The sequence below is a fragment of the Chryseobacterium nakagawai genome (assembly GCF_900637665.1).
In the GTDB taxonomy this organism is placed as follows: Bacteria; Bacteroidota; Bacteroidia; order Flavobacteriales; family Weeksellaceae; genus Chryseobacterium; species Chryseobacterium nakagawai.
In genome coordinates this window covers 4,041,240-4,059,235 of sequence record NZ_LR134386.1, presented here as the reverse complement: position 1 = coordinate 4,059,235, position 17,996 = coordinate 4,041,240, and the positions used below count along the sequence as shown (strand labels likewise).

Genomic DNA, 17,996 nt, shown 5'->3' with positions numbered 1-17,996 from the left:
GGTGCTATGCCTAAAAAATAAGCAACATTTAAATGCATTGATCAGTATGAATGAGAAAAACATTCCAGTTCAACGAATCCGGGAGGTTCAAGATAGATTGAAAATATATCATGACATTGTTTTTTGTCAATCCAAAGGATCAGGTTACTGGTATAATCCTATCCGTCACGACTTTCTTTCACTAATATTGTTTGAATCTGTGGAGGGAAAACATTTCATTGAAGGGAAAGAATATCTGATACAAGGAAGGCAGCTTCATCTGGTATTTCCAGGCCAGATACATTATTGGAATTGTGAAACCAGACATGAGGTCTATCAGTTGTTTATAAGTGAGGATGTATTTGAACGGATGGAAGGGCTGATGCGATTTCCGGTTTTTATGTATAAGAAAAAGCCAGTTATTGAGCTGAATGAAGAGGATTTTAAAAGACTGGTACATGAATTCAAAGATATTCGGGACGAACTTCAGATTCCTTCTCCAGTTATGAGCGAAATTATCTATTCCAAAATGAAAATTATTGCCAGAAATATCGCCAAAGAAGTTCAGAAGAATACAGAATACCTTAATGTATATGAAAGCCACCCGGTTCTTTTTGATTTTATAAACCTTCTGAATAAGTCTATAAGACAGGAGAGAACCAAAAAATATTATGCAGACCAATTAAGGATCAATGCCAATTATCTGAATATTCTCTGTAAGAAGTATTTGGGACGAACGGCTACAGAAATAATATACAGTCAAACCATGGAAAAAATAAAATATAAGCTGACGATGACGACTGATCCTTTGAAGGATATAGCCTTTGATTTTAGTTTTCAAAACTATGGGCATTTTTCAGGCTTTGTCAAAAAACATACAGGATACACGCCCAAAAAATTCCGGGAGCTGTATGGAATAATAGTAAAAGAAAATAGTAATCAACAATAAAAAATGAGTTTTTAAACAAATACGGAATATCATTGCAAAGTGGAAAAAAGCATGTTCTATACATAATATATTATTGCAGCAGGAGCTGTATATCTTAAAGATCTTGAATACAATAATTATTTAATTTGTCAACAACAATACAGGAGTCAGCACTAATAGCAGATATTGTAGACTGTCAATACAATAACCTTTCATTCAAGTTTTAAGCCAAGGAGAAGATTCAACAGAGATAGGTCTTCTTTTTGTTTTTAATACTATTAAAAATGTGAAAAATGGACCTGAAACTAAAATAGTAGTCAGTAAGCCAGAGAGATTTTGATACATTTATCTATTTCAGGAGCTAAGAACATTTTCAAAAGCTTTGACATTCAATGACTCTGAGTCTAAATTAGCTAAAGTCAAAAAAAATCCCGATTTTTGCCTCCTTCAATAAACCTGAGTTCATGAAATTATGTATTGCCGAAAAACCAAGTGTTGCCCGAGATATTGCCAAAGTATTAGGTGCTACCATGCCTAAACAAGGCTATATGGAAGGGAATGGCTATTGTGTAACATGGACGTTCGGACATCTTTGTACTTTAAAGGAACCTCACGATTACAGTCCCCAGTTTAAATCGTGGAATTTATTTTCATTACCCATTATTCCCAACAGTTTTGGAATAAAGCTGATTCCCAATAAAGGAGTTGAAAATCAGTTTAAAGTAATTGAAAGATTGGTAGAGGAATGTGATGAGGTCATTAACTGTGGGGATGCCGGGCAAGAGGGAGAACTGATCCAGCGTTGGGTATTACAGAAAGCAAAATGTAATAAACCTGTTCAGCGTTTATGGATTTCTTCATTGACTGAAGATGCGATCAAAGAAGGATTTTCAAACCTTAAGCCGGCAGAAGATTATAAAAACCTTTACCTGGCAGGAAATGCCAGAGCAATAGGAGATTGGTTATTAGGAATCAATGCGACAAGACTTTTTACCAAGAAATTTGGGGGAAATAAAGCGGTACTTTCCATTGGACGGGTGCAGACTCCTACATTAGCCATGCTGGTTCAGCGTCAGAAAGAAATTGATGCCTTTACTACAGAAGAATATTGGGAACTGAAAACCAAATATCGCGAGGTGATTTTCAATGCCGCCATTGACCGTCTTAAAACATTAGAACGTGCAGAAAAAGGACTGGAATATCTTAAAGTAAATCCATTTGAAATTGTTTCTTTCGAAATTAAAGAAGGAAAAGAAAAGAACCCAAGGCTTTTCGACTTGACAGGATTGCAGGTAGAAGCCAATAAAAAATACGGGTATTCAGCAGAAAATACATTGAACTATGTTCAGAGTCTTTATGAAAAGAAGCATGTAACTTATCCGCGTGTTGATACTACTTACTTATCAGATAGTTTATATCCGAAAATAGAAGGTATTCTTCGAAAAATGTATCCATATCAGGAGTTAATTGCTCCTTTACTGGAAGCTCCCATTCCAAAATCAAAAGCGGTGTTTGATGATACCAAAGTAACTGATCACCATGCAATCATTCCTACGGAAGTTCCTCCATCTCAAAATTTGAGCAGGGAAGAAAAACTGATTTATGACCTGATCGCAAAACGTTTCATTGCTGTTTTCTATCCTGAATGTAAAATTTCAAATACTTTGGTAGAAGGTAAAGTAGGAACTATTCCTTTCAAAACCAGCGGAAGACAAGTCCTGGAACCAGGGTGGAGAGCCGTGTATGCTAAAGAGCCAAAAGAAGAAACCACAGATAAAGATAAGGAGAAAGAAAAAGAGGAGGAACAAACCATTCCTGAATTTACCGTGGGTGAAACCGGACCGCACGATCCGATGATCCACCAGGGAAAAACAACTCCTCCAAAGCCTTATACTGAAGCAACCTTGCTGAGAGCAATGGAGACCGCCGGAAAACAGGTTGAAGATGAAGAATTGCGTGAGATGCTGAAGAATAATGGGATCGGAAGACCATCTACCCGTGCCAACATCATCGAAACCTTATTCAAAAGGAAATATATTGAAAAGAAGCGAAAAAATCTGATTGCGACCCAAACAGGAATTCAGCTTATCGATACCATTGAAGATGAACTTCTAAAGAGTCCGGAACTAACTGGAGAATGGGAGTCTAAGCTTCGTAAAATTGAAAAAGGAGAGTATGAAGCCAACCTTTTCAAAGAAGAATTGATCCAGATGGTAACAGAACTTACCGATAAAGTAGTGTATGGAAAAGGAAAAGTGATTACTCTGCAGGAAGAAGAAAAAGAAGAGGTGAAGGAAAAGAAAAAAAGAGAGCCTGCCCAGAAAAAAGAACTTCAGTCCTGGGAAGAAACCAAGTGCCCGAAATGCAAGGAACATAACCTGATTAAAGGAAAAGCAGCTGTAGGATGTTCCGATTTTAAAAACTGTGGGTTTAAAATTACTTTTGAAATCTTCGGAAAAAAACTGTCTGATAAACAGCTTTTAGATCTTGTTTTAAAAGGGAAGACTTCTAAACTGAAAGGCTTCAGCACTCATCCGGAAGGATTGGCAGAAGGAGTACTTTCTTTAACAGATGATTTCCAGGTACAGCTTGGATAATTATTTTACCAATAACGCTATATAACTTTACATCCAACAATTTTCTCCAATTAGTAATAATGGGAAACGTAATCATTTCTTCCTCCGGAGGGGAGGATTAATTTGTGGTAAACTTTTTCGGAGATTTTCCGGTGATCTGCGTAAACTTTCTGTAAAAATATTCCAGGGTATTAAATCCGGACTCAAAACATATATTTTTAATCCCGATTTCCGGATTGTTGATTAATAGCTGTTTGGCATGTTCTATCCTCAATTGAATAATATATTCCACCGGAGTACAGTGGTAAGAATACTTAAACTTTTTAAACAGATTGGCTTCACTCATTCCTGCTAAGGCCGACAGTTTCTTTATGGTAATAGGTTCTCTGTAGTTTTGTTTGATAAAATAAACGACTTCCTGAAGCCCATTTTGTGCATGATCTGTCTTATCTGATTCGAATAGAATGTGTTTTGCATTGGTTTTCATTAGCTCATAAATCAGTTCCTTAAGGTTTAAGCTTAAAAGAAAATCTGACGTATTATAAATATTTTCATCCACTCTTCTGTTGTAAAGATTGATAAGACTTCTCCATAAAGATTCATCAGAGCTTACAAACTTTTTTACAGCATTTTCTTTCATCATAATTCCTTTTTTGTTCCAGTCAGGATGCCAATTTTCGATCACTTCATGGAAAACACTGTCAATATATTCCTGTTCAATATTCAATACCAGACATTTGGTAGGTTCCCGGAAAACAGGATGAATGTCAATACTCAATTCTTTATTGCAGGGTGGAATGAATACACTTCTTTCATTAAACTCAAAAGTTTCGTCCTCACTTCGGATGATTTTATTGCCACTCAGCATGAGGGTGATGACAGGCTTTTCAAAAAAGAAAGGAAAATCATGGCATACAACATTCGTTTCAAATACATTCAGTTCGCCAAAAGGAATGCTGAAAACAGTTCTTTCTTCGATCTTTTCCATAGGATAGAGTTTAGGTTAAAAAAAATAGAGAATAGGTAAATGAATTACATCATGTTTTCGTCATTTTCGAATTGTGTAAAATACAAAATATTTAAAATAATGGAAAGAACATCATTAGAAAAAGAAAATGATACGTTAAATACTGATTTTTTATCTCTGAATCCCTCTACATTGGAGGTTATTGGTAAAGTTGAAAATACTTCCAGTGAAGAAATAGACAGTATCATTATGAAAGCAAAAAAAGCCCAAAAATTATGGGCAGCAAGACCCGATGCTGAAAGAAAAGAAATTTTATTAAAAGTAGCAGAAGCTTTGCAGACTCACTCAAAACATCTTGCAGAATGGATTACCAAAGAACAGGGAAAACCGCTTAACGGGCCGGGTGCTCATTTTGAAATGCAGGCTTGTGTTGGTTGGACACAAGTGCCGGCATCGCTAGACCTGCCTGAAGAAATAGTTTTTGAAGATGAGACCAGAAAAGATATCCTGTACAGAAATCCGATTGGAGTAGTTGCTGCAATTGCCCCCTGGAACTGGCCATTAATGATTGCTATCTGGCAGATTATTCCATCATTGAGAATGGGAAATGCTGTTGTCATAAAACCTTCAGAATATACAACTTTCTGTAGTCTGGAGATGATAAAAGTAATCAATAGTGTACTTCCTGAGGATATTTTGCAGGTAGTTACAGGAAAAGGAGAAGTAGGAGCTTATCTTACAGGTCATCCGGAAATAGGAAAAATTATGTTTACAGGCTCTATCGCAACAGGAAAAAAAGTTATTAAAGCCTCTGCTCACAATATGGCACGTCTCACACTGGAATGTGGTGGAAATGATGCCGGAATCATTTTACCCGGTTTGGATGTTGCGAAACACATAGAAAACATCTTCTGGGGTGCTTTCCTGAATATGGGACAAACCTGTGCCTGTTTGAAAAGATTATATGTACATGAAGATGATTATAAAAAAGTAGTTCAGGCTTTGGCAGGATATTCTGCAAATATTCCAATGGGGAACGGAGCTGATGAAGCCGTTGTTTTGGGACCTATACAAAATAAAATGCAATACGATAAAATTCAGGATCTGATTCGTGATGCTGAAAATATTGGGGCAGAATTTCTATTCAAAGGACAAAAACCTGATTTGGAAGGATATTTTATTCCTGTAACCCTTGTCGGAAATGTTGATAACGGTGATAGAATTGTTGACGAAGAACAGTTTGGACCTGTCTTGCCTATCATTACATATAAAACATTGGAAGAAGGCATCTGCAAAGCTAACGATTCAGAAAACGGATTGGGGGCTTCAGTGTGGAGCGATAATTTTGATGAAGCACAAAAAGTAGCTGCACAATTGGAGGCAGGAACTGTTTGGATCAACCAGCATGGAGCTATTCACCCGTTCGTTCCTTTTGGCGGTGCAAAACAATCCGGGTATGGTGTAGAATTCGGTATTGAAGGGCTGAAAGCAGTAACCACCCCTAAAGTAATCAGTATCAAAAAGCAAACCTCTTAAATTAAAAACTCATGAAATACGATTTTATAGTAGTTGGTTCTGGTTCTGCAGGAGCTGTGATCGCTAACAGATTAAGTGAAAATAATAATATAAGTGTTCTTCTGTTAGAAGCAGGACCGGATGATAAAGTTAATGAAGTACAGGAACAAGCAGGATGGCCAGCCATATGGAATACTGAAAGGGACTGGGCTTATCATACCGTTGCTCAGGAAAATGCGGGTGGAAATACACGATACTGGCCTCGTGGAAAAACATTAGGGGGGTCAAGCTCCATCAATGGGATGATCTATATCAGAGGGCATCAGCAGGATTACGATCATTGGGCTTATAATGGATGCGTGGGCTGGGACTGGGAAAGTGTTCTGTCTTACTTTAAGAAATCTGAGACTCATGAAGATGGAGAGGATGATATACATGGAGGAGAAGGTCCCCTTTTTGTAAGCCGTATCAAGCTTCCGAATGCCATTTCAGCAAGTGCTATTGAAGCATGTAAAGAATTAGGATATCCACTGACAGATGATTTTAACAAGGAAATTTGGGGTGCAGGTCTGAATCACCTTAGTGTAGGTAAGGATGGTAAAAGATGTTCTACTGCCAAAGCATTTTTAGACCCTGTCTCATCACGTCCCAATCTGCATATACAAACGGATGCGCTAGCTCAGAAGTTAGTTTTTGAAGGAGATCAATGTGTAGGGGTTCAGTATGTAAAGAATGGGAAATTATTAGAAGCCAGGTCAGACAAAGAAGTAATTGTATCCTGCGGAACTATAGAATCTGCGAAACTTCTAATGATCTCCGGAATAGGAGATAAAGAAGAACTGGAATCTGTGGGGATTTCAGTGATAAAAGATCTGAAAGGAGTAGGGAAAAACCTTCAGGATCATCTTTTGGCAAGTGTTATTTTTAAAGCGAAAAAAGACATTCCTGCCCCCCAAGCCAACTTATTGGAAGCACAGCTTTTCTGGAAAAGTAAAGAAGAAATGATTTTCCCTGATTTACAACCTTTGTTTATGGGACTGCCCTATTACAGCCCAGGGTTTACAGGTCCAGAAAATGCATTCACATTTTGTGCAGGATTTATCAGGCCTGCGAGTAAGGGGTATATTAAATTAACAGCTTCAGATCCCAATTCACCGCTGGAAATCAATCCAAGATATTTATCCGAAGAATCTGATTTGGAAGCCCTGTACAAATGTGTGGAAATCTGCCGCGAAATGGGCCGTACAGAAGCAATGAAAGAATGGAATGATGGCGAAATCTATCCAGGTGAAGGGAAAACAAAAGAAGAAGTGATAGATTATATCAAAAAATCATGTTCCACTTATCATCACATGACGGGAACCTGTAAAATGGGAATAGACGGCCTTTCTGTGGTTGATCCAAGATTAAGAGTATATGGAATAAAAGGTCTTCGTGTAGCAGATGCTTCCATCATGCCGGATGTAGTTTCCGGAAATACCAATGCTCCTACTATCATGATTGGTGAAAAAGCAGCAGATATGATTAAAGAAGATCATCATCTGAAGGAATTAGGAGTAGAAGGAAAGTTATCGTTCGTTTAAATAGAGTTTGAAACTCAGAAGCAGTCACTTCTTCAATGTTGAAGTGGCTGTTTTCTTTTCTGCTGAGAGATGTGAATGAATACAATAGAGTAATCTGGTGAAAATTATCCGTGCATCCATGGCTGAGAACAACAATCTCTTATCTTTGTTTAAAATAAAATTCATGACCCCAGAGAAAAAGAAACTCATGACCGACAGCTTTAGCCGTTCGGAAACCTTGAAATTCTATAAAGCAGAACTATTGGAAGTAGAAACTGATTATGTTTCTATTAAAATTCCCAAAATGGAAATGATGACCAGGAAAGCAGGAATGTTCAATGGGGCGATGATTGCTTCCCTTGTAGATGTTTCAGCAGGATATGCTGCGGTAAGTCATTATCCGGAAGATTGCTATGTCGTAACGGTTGAGCTAAAGGTAAACTACCTTCGTCCGGCTATGGGAGATGCGTTGGTTTCAAAAGCTTATGTTATTAAAGGAGGTTCCAAAATCAGTGTCATCAGAGTAGAAATCTATGTTCAGAATGAAGGTTCCGGATCAGAAAGTCACGTAGCCACTTCATTAGTCACGATGATGAAGATAAAATAACCCATTTTTAACCTGAATTAAGCAAAATCTTCCTTAAATAAAGGATTTAAAGAAATTTTTTTCATCGAAATGGAATGGCTTTTGCTCCTTACATCCCATAACTATTAAAAAATTACGAAATGAACTTAATTATCCGTTTGTTCGTCACAGCAATTGTGGCGTACCTTTTAACTAAAATTTTACCGGGAGTACACTTTGAAGGTTTTTCATCAGCAATTATCTTTGCTATTGTACTTGGGGTTTTAAACATATTTGTAAAACCTATTTTAAGCCTGTTTGGGCTTCCCCTTACCATCCTAACCTTAGGATTCTTTGCATTGGTTATTAATGCAGCTATTATCCTGATTGCTGATTATTTCATAGACAGTATGGTAGTAGATGGCTTTTGGTGGGCATTTGTCTTCAGTATATTATTATCAATCGTGACTTCTCTGGCGAATTCAATGTTCTCAGATGGGGATTAACAGATAAAAATAAAAATTGAAAAGTCCGTTGGTGTTTTTGCCAACGGACTTTTTTTTTTGCCTGAAAGTAAAGGGGTAAATAGGAATAGATGAAGTAAATTTCAGTATTCACCCTTTTGTTTTATTCATTGGTCATCTTTATTTTTCAATATTTGTTTCAGACCATCAATTTTATTGTTAATTCTTTCGGTAATTTTTATTTTAAATACTAACTTTGGCAATCTTTGAATTTAATGAAAGGATTTGATGAAATCAGTGTGGTTTTACTGATCCGCTAAAAATGAATGAACATATGAAACTTAAGTACAGCCTGCTGGCTCTGGCAGCTCCGCTCTTAATGAATGCACAACAATTAATGACACCTGAAATTCTTTGGACTTTGAAAAAAGTAGGAGTACAGGCTGTTTCTCCGGATCAGGCATCCCTTATTTATAAAGTAGGACAGGTAGATCTGAAAACTGAAAAAACAAAAAATGAGAACTATTTTCTGAATGTTCTTAATCACCAGGCTTCCAAAATCGATTTCGGTAAAAAAGCATTGATCCAGTGGGATAGAAATGGGATTTACGCTCAGGAAGGAGATAAAATCTATCTTTCAAAAGATGCCGGAAAAACATGGACAGAATTCTATACGATTGGTGAGGCTGACAATATTGTTATTTCTCCGGATGGGAAAAGAATTGCTTTCAGTAAACAGGTATTGGTAGAGAAATTAATGGGGAAAGACAAGTACAATGATACTCCTAAAACTACCGCTCAGGTATATACAGACCTTAACCACAGACACTGGGATTACTTCAATGAAGGAAAATATAACCACGTATTTGTAGTAAACACCTCAGATAAAGTAGAAGCAGCTAAAGATTTATTGGAAGGAAAAACATGGGATTCCCCTCAAAGACCTTTTGGTGGTGCTGAAGATTTTGTGTGGAGCCCGGATTCTGCACAGCTTTTATATGTTACCAAACCAAAAAGTGGTAAAGAATACGCAACCAGTACCAATACCGATATCTTTGCTTATGATCTGGCTACAGGAACTACTAAAAACCTGACTGAGGCAAACAAAGGGTATGATGTCAATCCAAAATTTAGCCCGGATGGAAAATCTTTAATCTGGCAGAGTATGGCCAGAGATGGTTATGAGGCTGATAAAAATGATGTAAAAATTCTGGACTGGAAAACAGGAAAGATTACAAATCTTACAGCAGGCTGGGATGACAGCGTTTCAGGAGATGTACTTTGGGGTGCAGATTCAAAGACAATCTATTTCACAGCAGCTTACAGAGGAACAAAACAATTGTTCTCTTTAGATTCAAAGTCTGCAAAAGTACAGCAGATCACCAAAGGAGATTTTGATGTGAATGAAATTTTTACAGATAATAAAACTTCGGTCATAGTAGGAAGAACAGATGTAAACCATGCTACAGAATTATTCTCTGTAAACCTTAAAAACGGAGAAATGAAGCAGGTTACTGAAGCAAATAAAGATACTTATGCGAAGTTAGCACAAGGGAAATCTGAGCTTAAAATGGTAAAAACTTCGGATGGTAAAGAAATGGGCGTATGGTTCCATTATCCGCCGAATTTTGATCCTAATAAAAAATACCCAACATTAGTATATTGCCAGGGAGGGCCACAGTCTGCATTAACACAATATTTCAGCGTAAGATGGAATTTTGCCCTAATGACAGCAAACGATTATATCGTAGTAGCCCCAAACAGAAGAGGTATGCCGGGCTGGGGAACAAAATGGAATGAAGACATCTCAAGAGATTGGGGTGGACAACCAATGAGAGATTACCTTGCAGCTACAGATTATGCAAAAACATTACCGTATGTAGATGGTGACAGAGTAGCAGCTGTTGGAGCAAGTTACGGAGGATATAGTGTATTTATGCTAGCTGGAATTCACGAAAACAGATTCAAAACATTCATTGCTCATGATGGATTATTCGATATGAAATCATGGTATCTGACTACTGAAGAACTTTGGTTTGCGAATTGGGATATTGGTTCACCATGGGAAAAACCACAGCCAAAAGCTTATACAGAGTTTAACCCAAGCAATTTTGTAGAAAAATGGAACAAGCCAATTATGATCGTTCAGGGAGGAATTGATTTCCGTGTACCTTACGAGCAGGGACAAGAAGCTTTCCAGGCAGCAAAACTAAGAGGATTAAAATCTAAACTGTTGTATTTCCCGAATGAAAATCACTGGGTACTTCATCCACAAAACGGATTGGTATGGCAAAGAGAATTCTTTGACTGGTTAAAAGAAACATTATAATATATATCAATAGAAGCGGGCTTTAGCCCGCTTTTTTTATGGTGAAAAGTCCAATGATTTTAGGAGGTAATAGTTTCTTAATTAATAGGGTAGAGAAAGATCAAAAAATCAATAGGATCGGGCTTTAGCCCACTCTGCTTATCATCAATAAATTCCAATGGCTTTAGCCGAAACCTAAAAATTAATGATTTAAATCTCCCTCACCCAAAGAAAATAAAATAGTTATATATTTGATTATGCAAAACCGTATTTCATCATTTCCCCCTCTCATAGATGAACAGTCTGAAATTTTAATTCTGGGTTCTATTCCCGGAATAAAATCATTGGAAATGCAGCAATATTACGCCCATCCACAAAACAAATTCTGGAAGATCATCCTGGAATTGTTGAATGAAGAATTTACCGAAGATTATCCCAAAAGAATTGAGATCTTAAAGGAACATCACATTGCTCTTTGGGATGTCATTGATTCCTGCGAAAGAAAAGGAAGTCTTGATTCTGAGATTAAAAATGAAGAAGCTAATCAGATTGGGAAACTGTTGGAAGGACACCCTAATGTGAAAGCAATTTTCTGTAACGGAGGGAAATCGTATAAGAGTCTGCAAAAGCTTTTAGGAAAAAGCTATAAGCTTCCCATTTTTCTAATGCCATCCACTAGCCCGCTTCATACCATTTCTTTTGAAAAAAAGTTTAAAGAATGGAAGAAAATATTGGAGTTTCTGGGGTGATTGAGTTTTGAGGGTTTAGCATATTAGAGTGTATGATGAGTTTTAAGTTTTTGATGATGGAGACAGAAAAAGCCTATATAAAAGTATGAATTTCTACGGAATGATAAAGTGTAGGAATAGTCTACTCGTTTTGTTTGTCATTCCGTAAGAATCTAAATTTTGTATCTCATTTTTAGTAAAGAACATAAAAATCATTCATATCCTAAGTATTCTCTCAATCCTTTCAATAATTCCAATTGATTCTTCGTCCTATCCAGATTATGTTCAGGATGTTGTATAGAATAATAAGTACTTCCATTCAGATAATCCGTTAGAAATCGTACTGCCTGAATGTAGATGACCACCTGAGCTGCATAATCAAGATTTTCGCGCTCTTGGGCAACTAATGTTTCTTTTAATTCAGATAAAAAACCTTCTTTTACAGCCTGATAAATTTCAGCATTGAAATTCTCTGTAGCCATTCTGTCATCTTCAACAGTATTATTGGTATAGGATCTGGCAATATCCCCGAAATCATATAATAGGGTAGAGATCATGATCGTATCCAGGTCAATGATAGCATGAGGTTTAGATTCTTTGAAAAGAATATTTCTGACATTCGGATCTCCATGAATAATCCTTTGGGGGAGGCTAAGATTATTTACCATAGCAATCCACTGCTGGGGAAGTGATAAAAGTTGATTGGTAAATTCAATTTCTGCAGCAGCATTAGCCTTCAATTTCTGGTCTGAAGTTTGTAATGCTGCTTTATAATCCAAAATTCTTTTTTCAAAATTAACAAAATCAGGAAGTGGAGTTTGAATGTCTGGAATATCTCCAGCATTGATTGTGCTCAGAAAGCAGCCTATTGCTTTTGCAGATGTATAAGCCGTTTCCGGATCAGGGATTTTGAAAAAGGTCTGAGTGTCTTCTATGAAGGCGGTCATTCTCCATGATCCTTCATTTTTATCTTTTACAATTAAATTTCCTGATAAAGAAGAGATTGGTATTACGTATTGTAAAGGATAGTTTCCTTTTTCAAGAAGCTTATTAATAATGATATGGTTATTGATAATGACTTCTGGCTGTTTGAAAACTGCCTGATTGATCTTTTGCAGAATAAACCTTTTCTGCTGATCCAGATCTTCTAAAAGATAAGTTGTATTAATGAGCCCGTCATTGATAGGAGAAAGAGTATAATTGACTGTATTGATAAACTGGGTTACAATATTATTTATTTCCATAAATCTTCCGGGTATCTGTTATTCTGAATTTCCGACATCAGAAAATCCTTAATATTTTGTTTGTCATCAGCATAAGTTACACCCATCCATTGAGAAGGAGAAGCCTTTACCATTACTTTTACTTTTTTTTCATCAATCATTCTCTGAACAGCACTGGGAATATAGAACTCCTGTTTGGGCGTTGGATCAGACTCTATGAAATCATAAAAATAGGCTTCCAGGTAGCAGAAGATATGAGGATGAAAAATAAAAAAGTTCATGGATACCAATGTATCGGGGTTCAGTTTGATATTCTCATCGTTTTCCCTATAAATGATTGAGCCATTAAGCTTTTGAATAGATGTTTGTTCCTCTACACGGATCAGATCATGTTCAGAATCCAAAGTACATATTCCTCTGGCTACAGCCCCATGACCACTCAATGTTGTACTTACAGGATAGGCAATCATACCCAATTGAGAGTCGGAAATATGATGGTGATTAATTTCATCTGCAGCGAGCAGATAGGCTTCTTTTCCATAAAAATCATCTGCATTGATCATAATAAAAGATTCCTGTATCACATATTTTGCACATAAAACAGCATGCGCCGTTCCCCATGGCTTCTCACGCTCAGGATAATCAAAACCCTGCAGAGGAATAGTGTTCATTTCCTGATATACCCAATAGAGCTCAAATCCTTTTGCTTTAGCAATAGCATTGAGACGGTCAATATAACTTTGAGGGATTAATTTATTACCAATAATAACTACTTTAGAAAAGCCAGCCTCCAAAGCATCATAGATAGAATACTCCAGAATGGGGGAGCCATTATCGAGTATTCCATCCACTTGTTTAAGGCCCTTGTATCGGCTGCCTAATCCACCCGCCAGTATGAGTAGTGTTTTCTTAGAACTCATCAGTCATTCCGAATACAGGTTTACGGGTTTTCCATTTACCACTAGTGAAATCAGGAATTTCAACTACCTGACCTCCCTTGGCAATAGACTCTTCACTTAATGGCGTAATCGAATACCATAAGGCCAGATCATAAACATCCATAGGGAATTCTATATTTCTTTTAATACATTCGATAAAGGTATTCATCACAAAGAAGTCCATTCCACCATGTCCTGCTCCAGCAGCGGTACTTTCAAACCTCTTCCACATGGGATGGTCATATTCTTTCATCCACTTTTCCGTATTGTCCCAACGGTGCGTGTGATTCATTGTCTTTTCAAAATAAATGTGTCCCTGGTTGAAGTCTCCCCAACCGAAGTCCTGCCACAATCCCTCTGTTCCCTGTACGCGGAACCCAAGATCATAAGGTCTCTGTAAGCTGGTATCATGAGTTAAAAGAATGGTTTCTCCATTTTCACAGGCAATTTGTGTGGTAACAATATCTCCTTGGTTGAATTTTACTTTGGCATTAGGATGATTTTCACCACCTTTTGCATGTTCTGTAATATATTTATGCAATCCAACAGATTTGGAAGAGAATGAAGAAAGTCTTGTTAAGCGGTTTCCACGGTTGATATCCATCATCATAGCAACCGGACCTAATCCATGAGTAGGATAAAGCTCTCCATTGCGTTTTACATAATGTTCTGTTCTCCATTTAGCTTCACTGAAGCCTTTTTCTCCAAATTCAGCTCCTGAATTATAAGGAGTAACCCCATCATTGAAAAGTACCCCTCTGAGGTCATGCTGATAGCCACCTCTTCCGTGAACCAATTCCCCAAACATTCCTTTACGAACCATATTCAGAACAGCCATAACATCTCTTCGGTAGCACACGTTTTCCATCATGAAAATAGGAACTTTCGTCTCCTCATATACTTTCACGAATTCCCAGCAATCCTGAAGCTTTATAGCTCCGGAAACCTCCATCCCAACAATTTTTTTAGCACGCATAGCTTCTACCCCCTGAGGAAGATGCCATTCCCATGGAGTTGCAATAACTACAGCATCTATCGTTTTCAATTTTAAGAGATTTCGGTAATCATATTCTCCGTTTGAAAACTCCTGAGCTGCTGATTTGTTGTTGTCTTTTAATATCTTTTGAGAAGCAGCAAGCATTCTTTTGTCCGGATCAGCAAAAGCCACAATCTCTACATCACTACGTTTAGCTAATAGCTTTACATGTTCCTGACCACGGAGTCCTACACCAATAAAGCCTACACGAACTTTTTTGTCTGTTTTAAAATCATTTGAATAGGCAAATAAAGAATTGGGTAAGACCAATGCTCCAAAACCTGCTAAAGTTGCTGTTTTGATAAAATTTCTGCGGGAAGTGCTATTCTCCATCTATTTTTTTTCTAAATATATTAAAACTTTTGCAAACGACGATGGAGTGGGAGTTATAGAGTTGCAGGTTTGAGGATAGGAGAATACCAGATTGGGAGAGTTTTGGGATGCTGTATGTATTTTGGATTTGAAAATTTAACTGTTGTAAGGCATAAACGCAAGTCTCAAATCTAAATTTAAAAAGAATTATTGCCCATAGTAAGCCTTAATTAATCTTTCTCTCATTTTGTTTAGGTATTGAATGCTTTTGGTGTTGGATAGAATGATAATACTAAGATCTTTATCAACTAAATGTACCCAATTGGCACTATGCCCGTAACCTTCTCCCTGACGTTCTGCAAATAGAGTATTGATGGAACCGAATTTTTTAGGATATACCCAAAAACCTAATGCCGTATCTTCCAGTTTTGGGTCAGCGGTAAGCATTATAGCCAACGTTTTTTTGGAAAAGAGTACAGAATTGAATATTGCCTGGTCAAAAATTAATAAATCCTTAGGAGTAGAATACATCGCTCCGGCAGAGTAAAAATTATCAATATAAGTATTAGTAGGGGTATGAAGAGCAAATGAATCAGATGGATCAGCTGAGTAACCTTCATCTATATTTTTAATGATATCATTGTGATGAAGAAAACCGGTATTCTCCATTTTGAGAGGAACGAGTATTTGTTCTTTGAGAACTTCTTCAAAAGGTTTGTTATAGATTTTCTCAATAATTTTACCTAATAGTATAAAATCTCCATTGTTATAGCTAAACTTTGTTCCGGGTTGGTCTACTAATTTTTCAGAAAGAAAAGTCGTGATAAAATCATCTAAGTTCCAGAGGGTATTGTCATAAGCCTGATGAATAAGTTCTGGTGAACTGATGTCCTTATTTTCCCGCCCACTGCTGTAGGTAAGAAGATTTTTTATGGTTGCTTTCTTTGCCGCTTCCCCTTTGTATTCTGGATAATAGGTGGAAATAGGAGCGTCCAGATTTATTTTTCCTCTTTCATAAAGCTGCATGATTAATACAGCGGTAAAAGTCTTAGTAAGTGAAAAAATATGAAATCTGGTTTCATCAGAAAAAGGAATGTTATAATGCCTGTTGGATAAACCTTTATAAGTAAGTAATTCTGTCTTTCCGTTTTTGGCCAATAGAACAGAACCATTAAAATTATCTCTCTTTACACAGGAGTCTATCACTTGCTCAACTTTCTGTATTTGTGGGTAGGCAAAATGAATTAAGATTAATAATAATCCTGAAAGTTGTTTTTTCATAGTAACAGTTTTTTATAAGGTAACTAGATGAGGGTATTTATTAAAGCTTACTGATCTATCCATGCTTTTCTTAAAGCCAGTTCCTTTGAATCTGGGTTTGACATAAGATTTACTTTTCCCGTACTCTCATCATAAGTAAAACCAACTTTTGACAGATATTCTTTGAAAGGAACAGGTTGAGTGCCTTCTATAAAATCTTGAAAGAACGTACGTATTTCAGGATAAGTCATTTTTGTAATCTCATCAAATAAATCATCATCATTAAAATATTTACCTTCCCCGTACTTTTTCATCAATTGCAGCATCAGATCCTGAGTGCCCATTTTTCCTCCTGAAAGTTCCCGTAATCTTATATCCAGGCATAATCCTAATAATGGACCTTTTTGGTAAAAATTCATATACTGATCCTGTCTGGTCATGGCATTTTTACTGATTTCTGTGAAAGATAGTTTGTCATCAAATTCTTTCATCCCTTTTATCTTTTCTTCAAGGGTTTTTTCAAAATCTTCCAAACTGATCATTTTTTGTTTTATAGGCATATGAATGGTTGCATATTCCGTCATCCCCTCATACAGCCATAGATGTTTAGACATAACAGGATTCAAAAAATCGTAATGCTGAATTTCTCCGGAATGAATATTAAGCGGAGTCACTATATGGAAAAATTCGTGAGAAGCCACTCTATTTAAAGCATTAGGAAGAAACTTCATACTTCCAGAACGGTAGAGGCATACCGTAGAATGAGAATGTTCCAGCCCATCACCCAGAAATCCCTGCTCATTAGAAGATTCATAATAAATCAGAAAAGCATACTTATTTACTGGTAATGTTCCACCCAGATAGGCTTGCTGGTTTTTCAAAATATTCTCTATCTCATGAGCTATCACTTTTGAATACTGTCGTTCTTTTTTATTATAAAACGAAATAAGCACTTCAGTATGGCCTATTTTCAGCCAGGTTGTATCAGGAACACAATATAAAACGGGAGAGTCCACCAACTGTCTATAATTTTTTGCCAAAACTATATCCGTATTTTTATCTTTCTGTTTGTAACCCAAAGCAGACGAAGCATAAAAATCCTTATTTTTTGTAATATTGATTTGATAAGGAAGATCTTTTATTTCTTCAAAATACCCCACGAGAGAATTATAATTGATCACAAAAACGCTATCTTTAATAAACATACTGCCGGCAGATTTAGCTTCATGCGTATCCTTTTCTAAAGAGTCCCATCCATCAGCCACCTTATAGGATATTTTATTGACACGCTTAAGATTATATATCATCCAGCTATTTTGATCCAAACGTTCGGTAGGTATTTTTTTTCCATTTTTATCCGTAGCCACCAGATTAGAAACATACTGTCCGAAATTCATAGCCTGATAAAATCCCGGAACCAGTTTTGGAATAATAAATTTCCCCTGTTTAAGATTGTTCTTGGGTGGAGTAAAAGAAACCGTGACTTCATCATTGGGCATATGAAGAAGGTCTATATTGTAATTATAATTTTTCTTTGATGATTGGGCAATAATTGTAGTAGGAAAGATAATCAGTACAAAAACTAACTTGATCAGGGTATTCATCCGCTTTGTTTTAGTGAGTACGAAAATACAA

At 36.7% G+C, this 17,996-nt stretch carries 14 protein-coding genes; 8 read left to right on the top strand and 6 right to left on the bottom strand.

Annotated features, from left to right (window positions below; genetic code table 11):
* Window positions 1-46: 46 nt before the first annotated feature.
* Both EL260_RS18300 and EL260_RS18295 read left to right on the top strand, forming a co-directional pair.
* Window positions 47-928, top strand: coding sequence for an AraC family transcriptional regulator (locus tag EL260_RS18300; protein WP_123856839.1), 882 nt, complete (start codon window positions 47-49; stop codon window positions 926-928).
* A gap of 443 nt (window positions 929-1,371) precedes the next feature.
* Window positions 1,372-3,504, top strand: a complete 2,133-nt coding sequence (locus EL260_RS18295; RefSeq protein WP_123856837.1) for a type IA DNA topoisomerase — start codon at window positions 1,372-1,374, stop codon at window positions 3,502-3,504.
* Between the two features lie 97 nt (window positions 3,505-3,601).
* Here EL260_RS18295 and EL260_RS18290 read toward each other — a convergent pair whose 3' ends face one another.
* Entirely contained in the window at window positions 3,602-4,471 is an 870-nt protein-coding gene (locus EL260_RS18290) for a helix-turn-helix domain-containing protein (protein WP_123856835.1), read from the bottom strand.
* Between the two features lie 99 nt (window positions 4,472-4,570).
* On the opposite strand from EL260_RS18290, the gene EL260_RS18285 reads away from it, so the two are divergent.
* The 6 genes from EL260_RS18285 (at window position 4,571) to EL260_RS18260 (ending at window position 11,613) form a co-directional block, all read left to right on the top strand.
* A complete protein-coding gene (locus EL260_RS18285) occupies window positions 4,571-5,986 on the top strand; it encodes an aldehyde dehydrogenase family protein (protein ID WP_123856834.1) in 1,416 nt (471 codons plus the stop codon).
* 11 nt (window positions 5,987-5,997) lie between these two features.
* Window positions 5,998-7,548, top strand: coding sequence for a GMC family oxidoreductase (locus tag EL260_RS18280; RefSeq protein ID WP_123856832.1), 1,551 nt, complete (start codon window positions 5,998-6,000; stop codon window positions 7,546-7,548).
* 163 nt (window positions 7,549-7,711) lie between these two features.
* Window positions 7,712-8,134: a PaaI family thioesterase gene (locus EL260_RS18275; RefSeq protein WP_123856830.1), complete on the top strand. Its 423-nt coding sequence runs from the start codon at window positions 7,712-7,714 to the stop codon at window positions 8,132-8,134.
* 119 nt (window positions 8,135-8,253) lie between these two features.
* Window positions 8,254-8,598, top strand: coding sequence for a phage holin family protein (locus tag EL260_RS18270; RefSeq protein ID WP_123856828.1), 345 nt, complete (start codon window positions 8,254-8,256; stop codon window positions 8,596-8,598).
* Window positions 8,599-8,890: 292 nt separating this feature from the next.
* Window positions 8,891-10,885: a S9 family peptidase gene (locus EL260_RS18265; RefSeq protein ID WP_123856826.1), complete on the top strand. Its 1,995-nt coding sequence runs from the start codon at window positions 8,891-8,893 to the stop codon at window positions 10,883-10,885.
* Between the two features lie 236 nt (window positions 10,886-11,121).
* Window positions 11,122-11,613 carry a DNA-deoxyinosine glycosylase gene (locus EL260_RS18260; RefSeq protein ID WP_123856824.1) on the top strand — a complete coding sequence of 164 codons (492 nt, stop codon included), beginning with the start codon at window positions 11,122-11,124 and terminating at the stop codon, window positions 11,611-11,613.
* A gap of 191 nt (window positions 11,614-11,804) precedes the next feature.
* On the opposite strand, the gene EL260_RS18255 is transcribed toward EL260_RS18260, so the two are convergent.
* From EL260_RS18255 to EL260_RS18235, 5 genes are all read right to left on the bottom strand, one after another.
* Window positions 11,805-12,836 (bottom strand): phosphotransferase enzyme family protein, encoded by a 1,032-nt coding sequence (locus tag EL260_RS18255; RefSeq protein ID WP_123856822.1) that lies wholly within the window; start codon window positions 12,834-12,836, stop codon window positions 11,805-11,807.
* Entirely contained in the window at window positions 12,827-13,735 is a 909-nt protein-coding gene (locus EL260_RS18250; RefSeq protein WP_123856821.1) for a sugar phosphate nucleotidyltransferase, read from the bottom strand. The genes EL260_RS18255 and EL260_RS18250 overlap by 10 nt, the downstream gene beginning before the upstream one ends.
* Window positions 13,725-15,122 carry a Gfo/Idh/MocA family protein gene (locus EL260_RS18245; protein WP_123856818.1) on the bottom strand — a complete coding sequence of 466 codons (1,398 nt, stop codon included), beginning with the start codon at window positions 15,120-15,122 and terminating at the stop codon, window positions 13,725-13,727. Before EL260_RS18245 ends, EL260_RS18250 begins: the two co-directional genes overlap by 11 nt.
* A 186-nt stretch (window positions 15,123-15,308) precedes the next feature.
* Entirely contained in the window at window positions 15,309-16,382 is a 1,074-nt protein-coding gene (locus tag EL260_RS18240) for a serine hydrolase domain-containing protein (RefSeq protein ID WP_185145919.1), read from the bottom strand.
* 47 nt (window positions 16,383-16,429) lie between these two features.
* On the bottom strand, window positions 16,430-17,965 hold the full coding sequence (locus EL260_RS18235; protein WP_123856817.1) for a M61 family metallopeptidase: 1,536 nt from the start codon (window positions 17,963-17,965) through the stop codon (window positions 16,430-16,432).
* Between the last annotated feature and the right edge of the window lie 31 nt (window positions 17,966-17,996).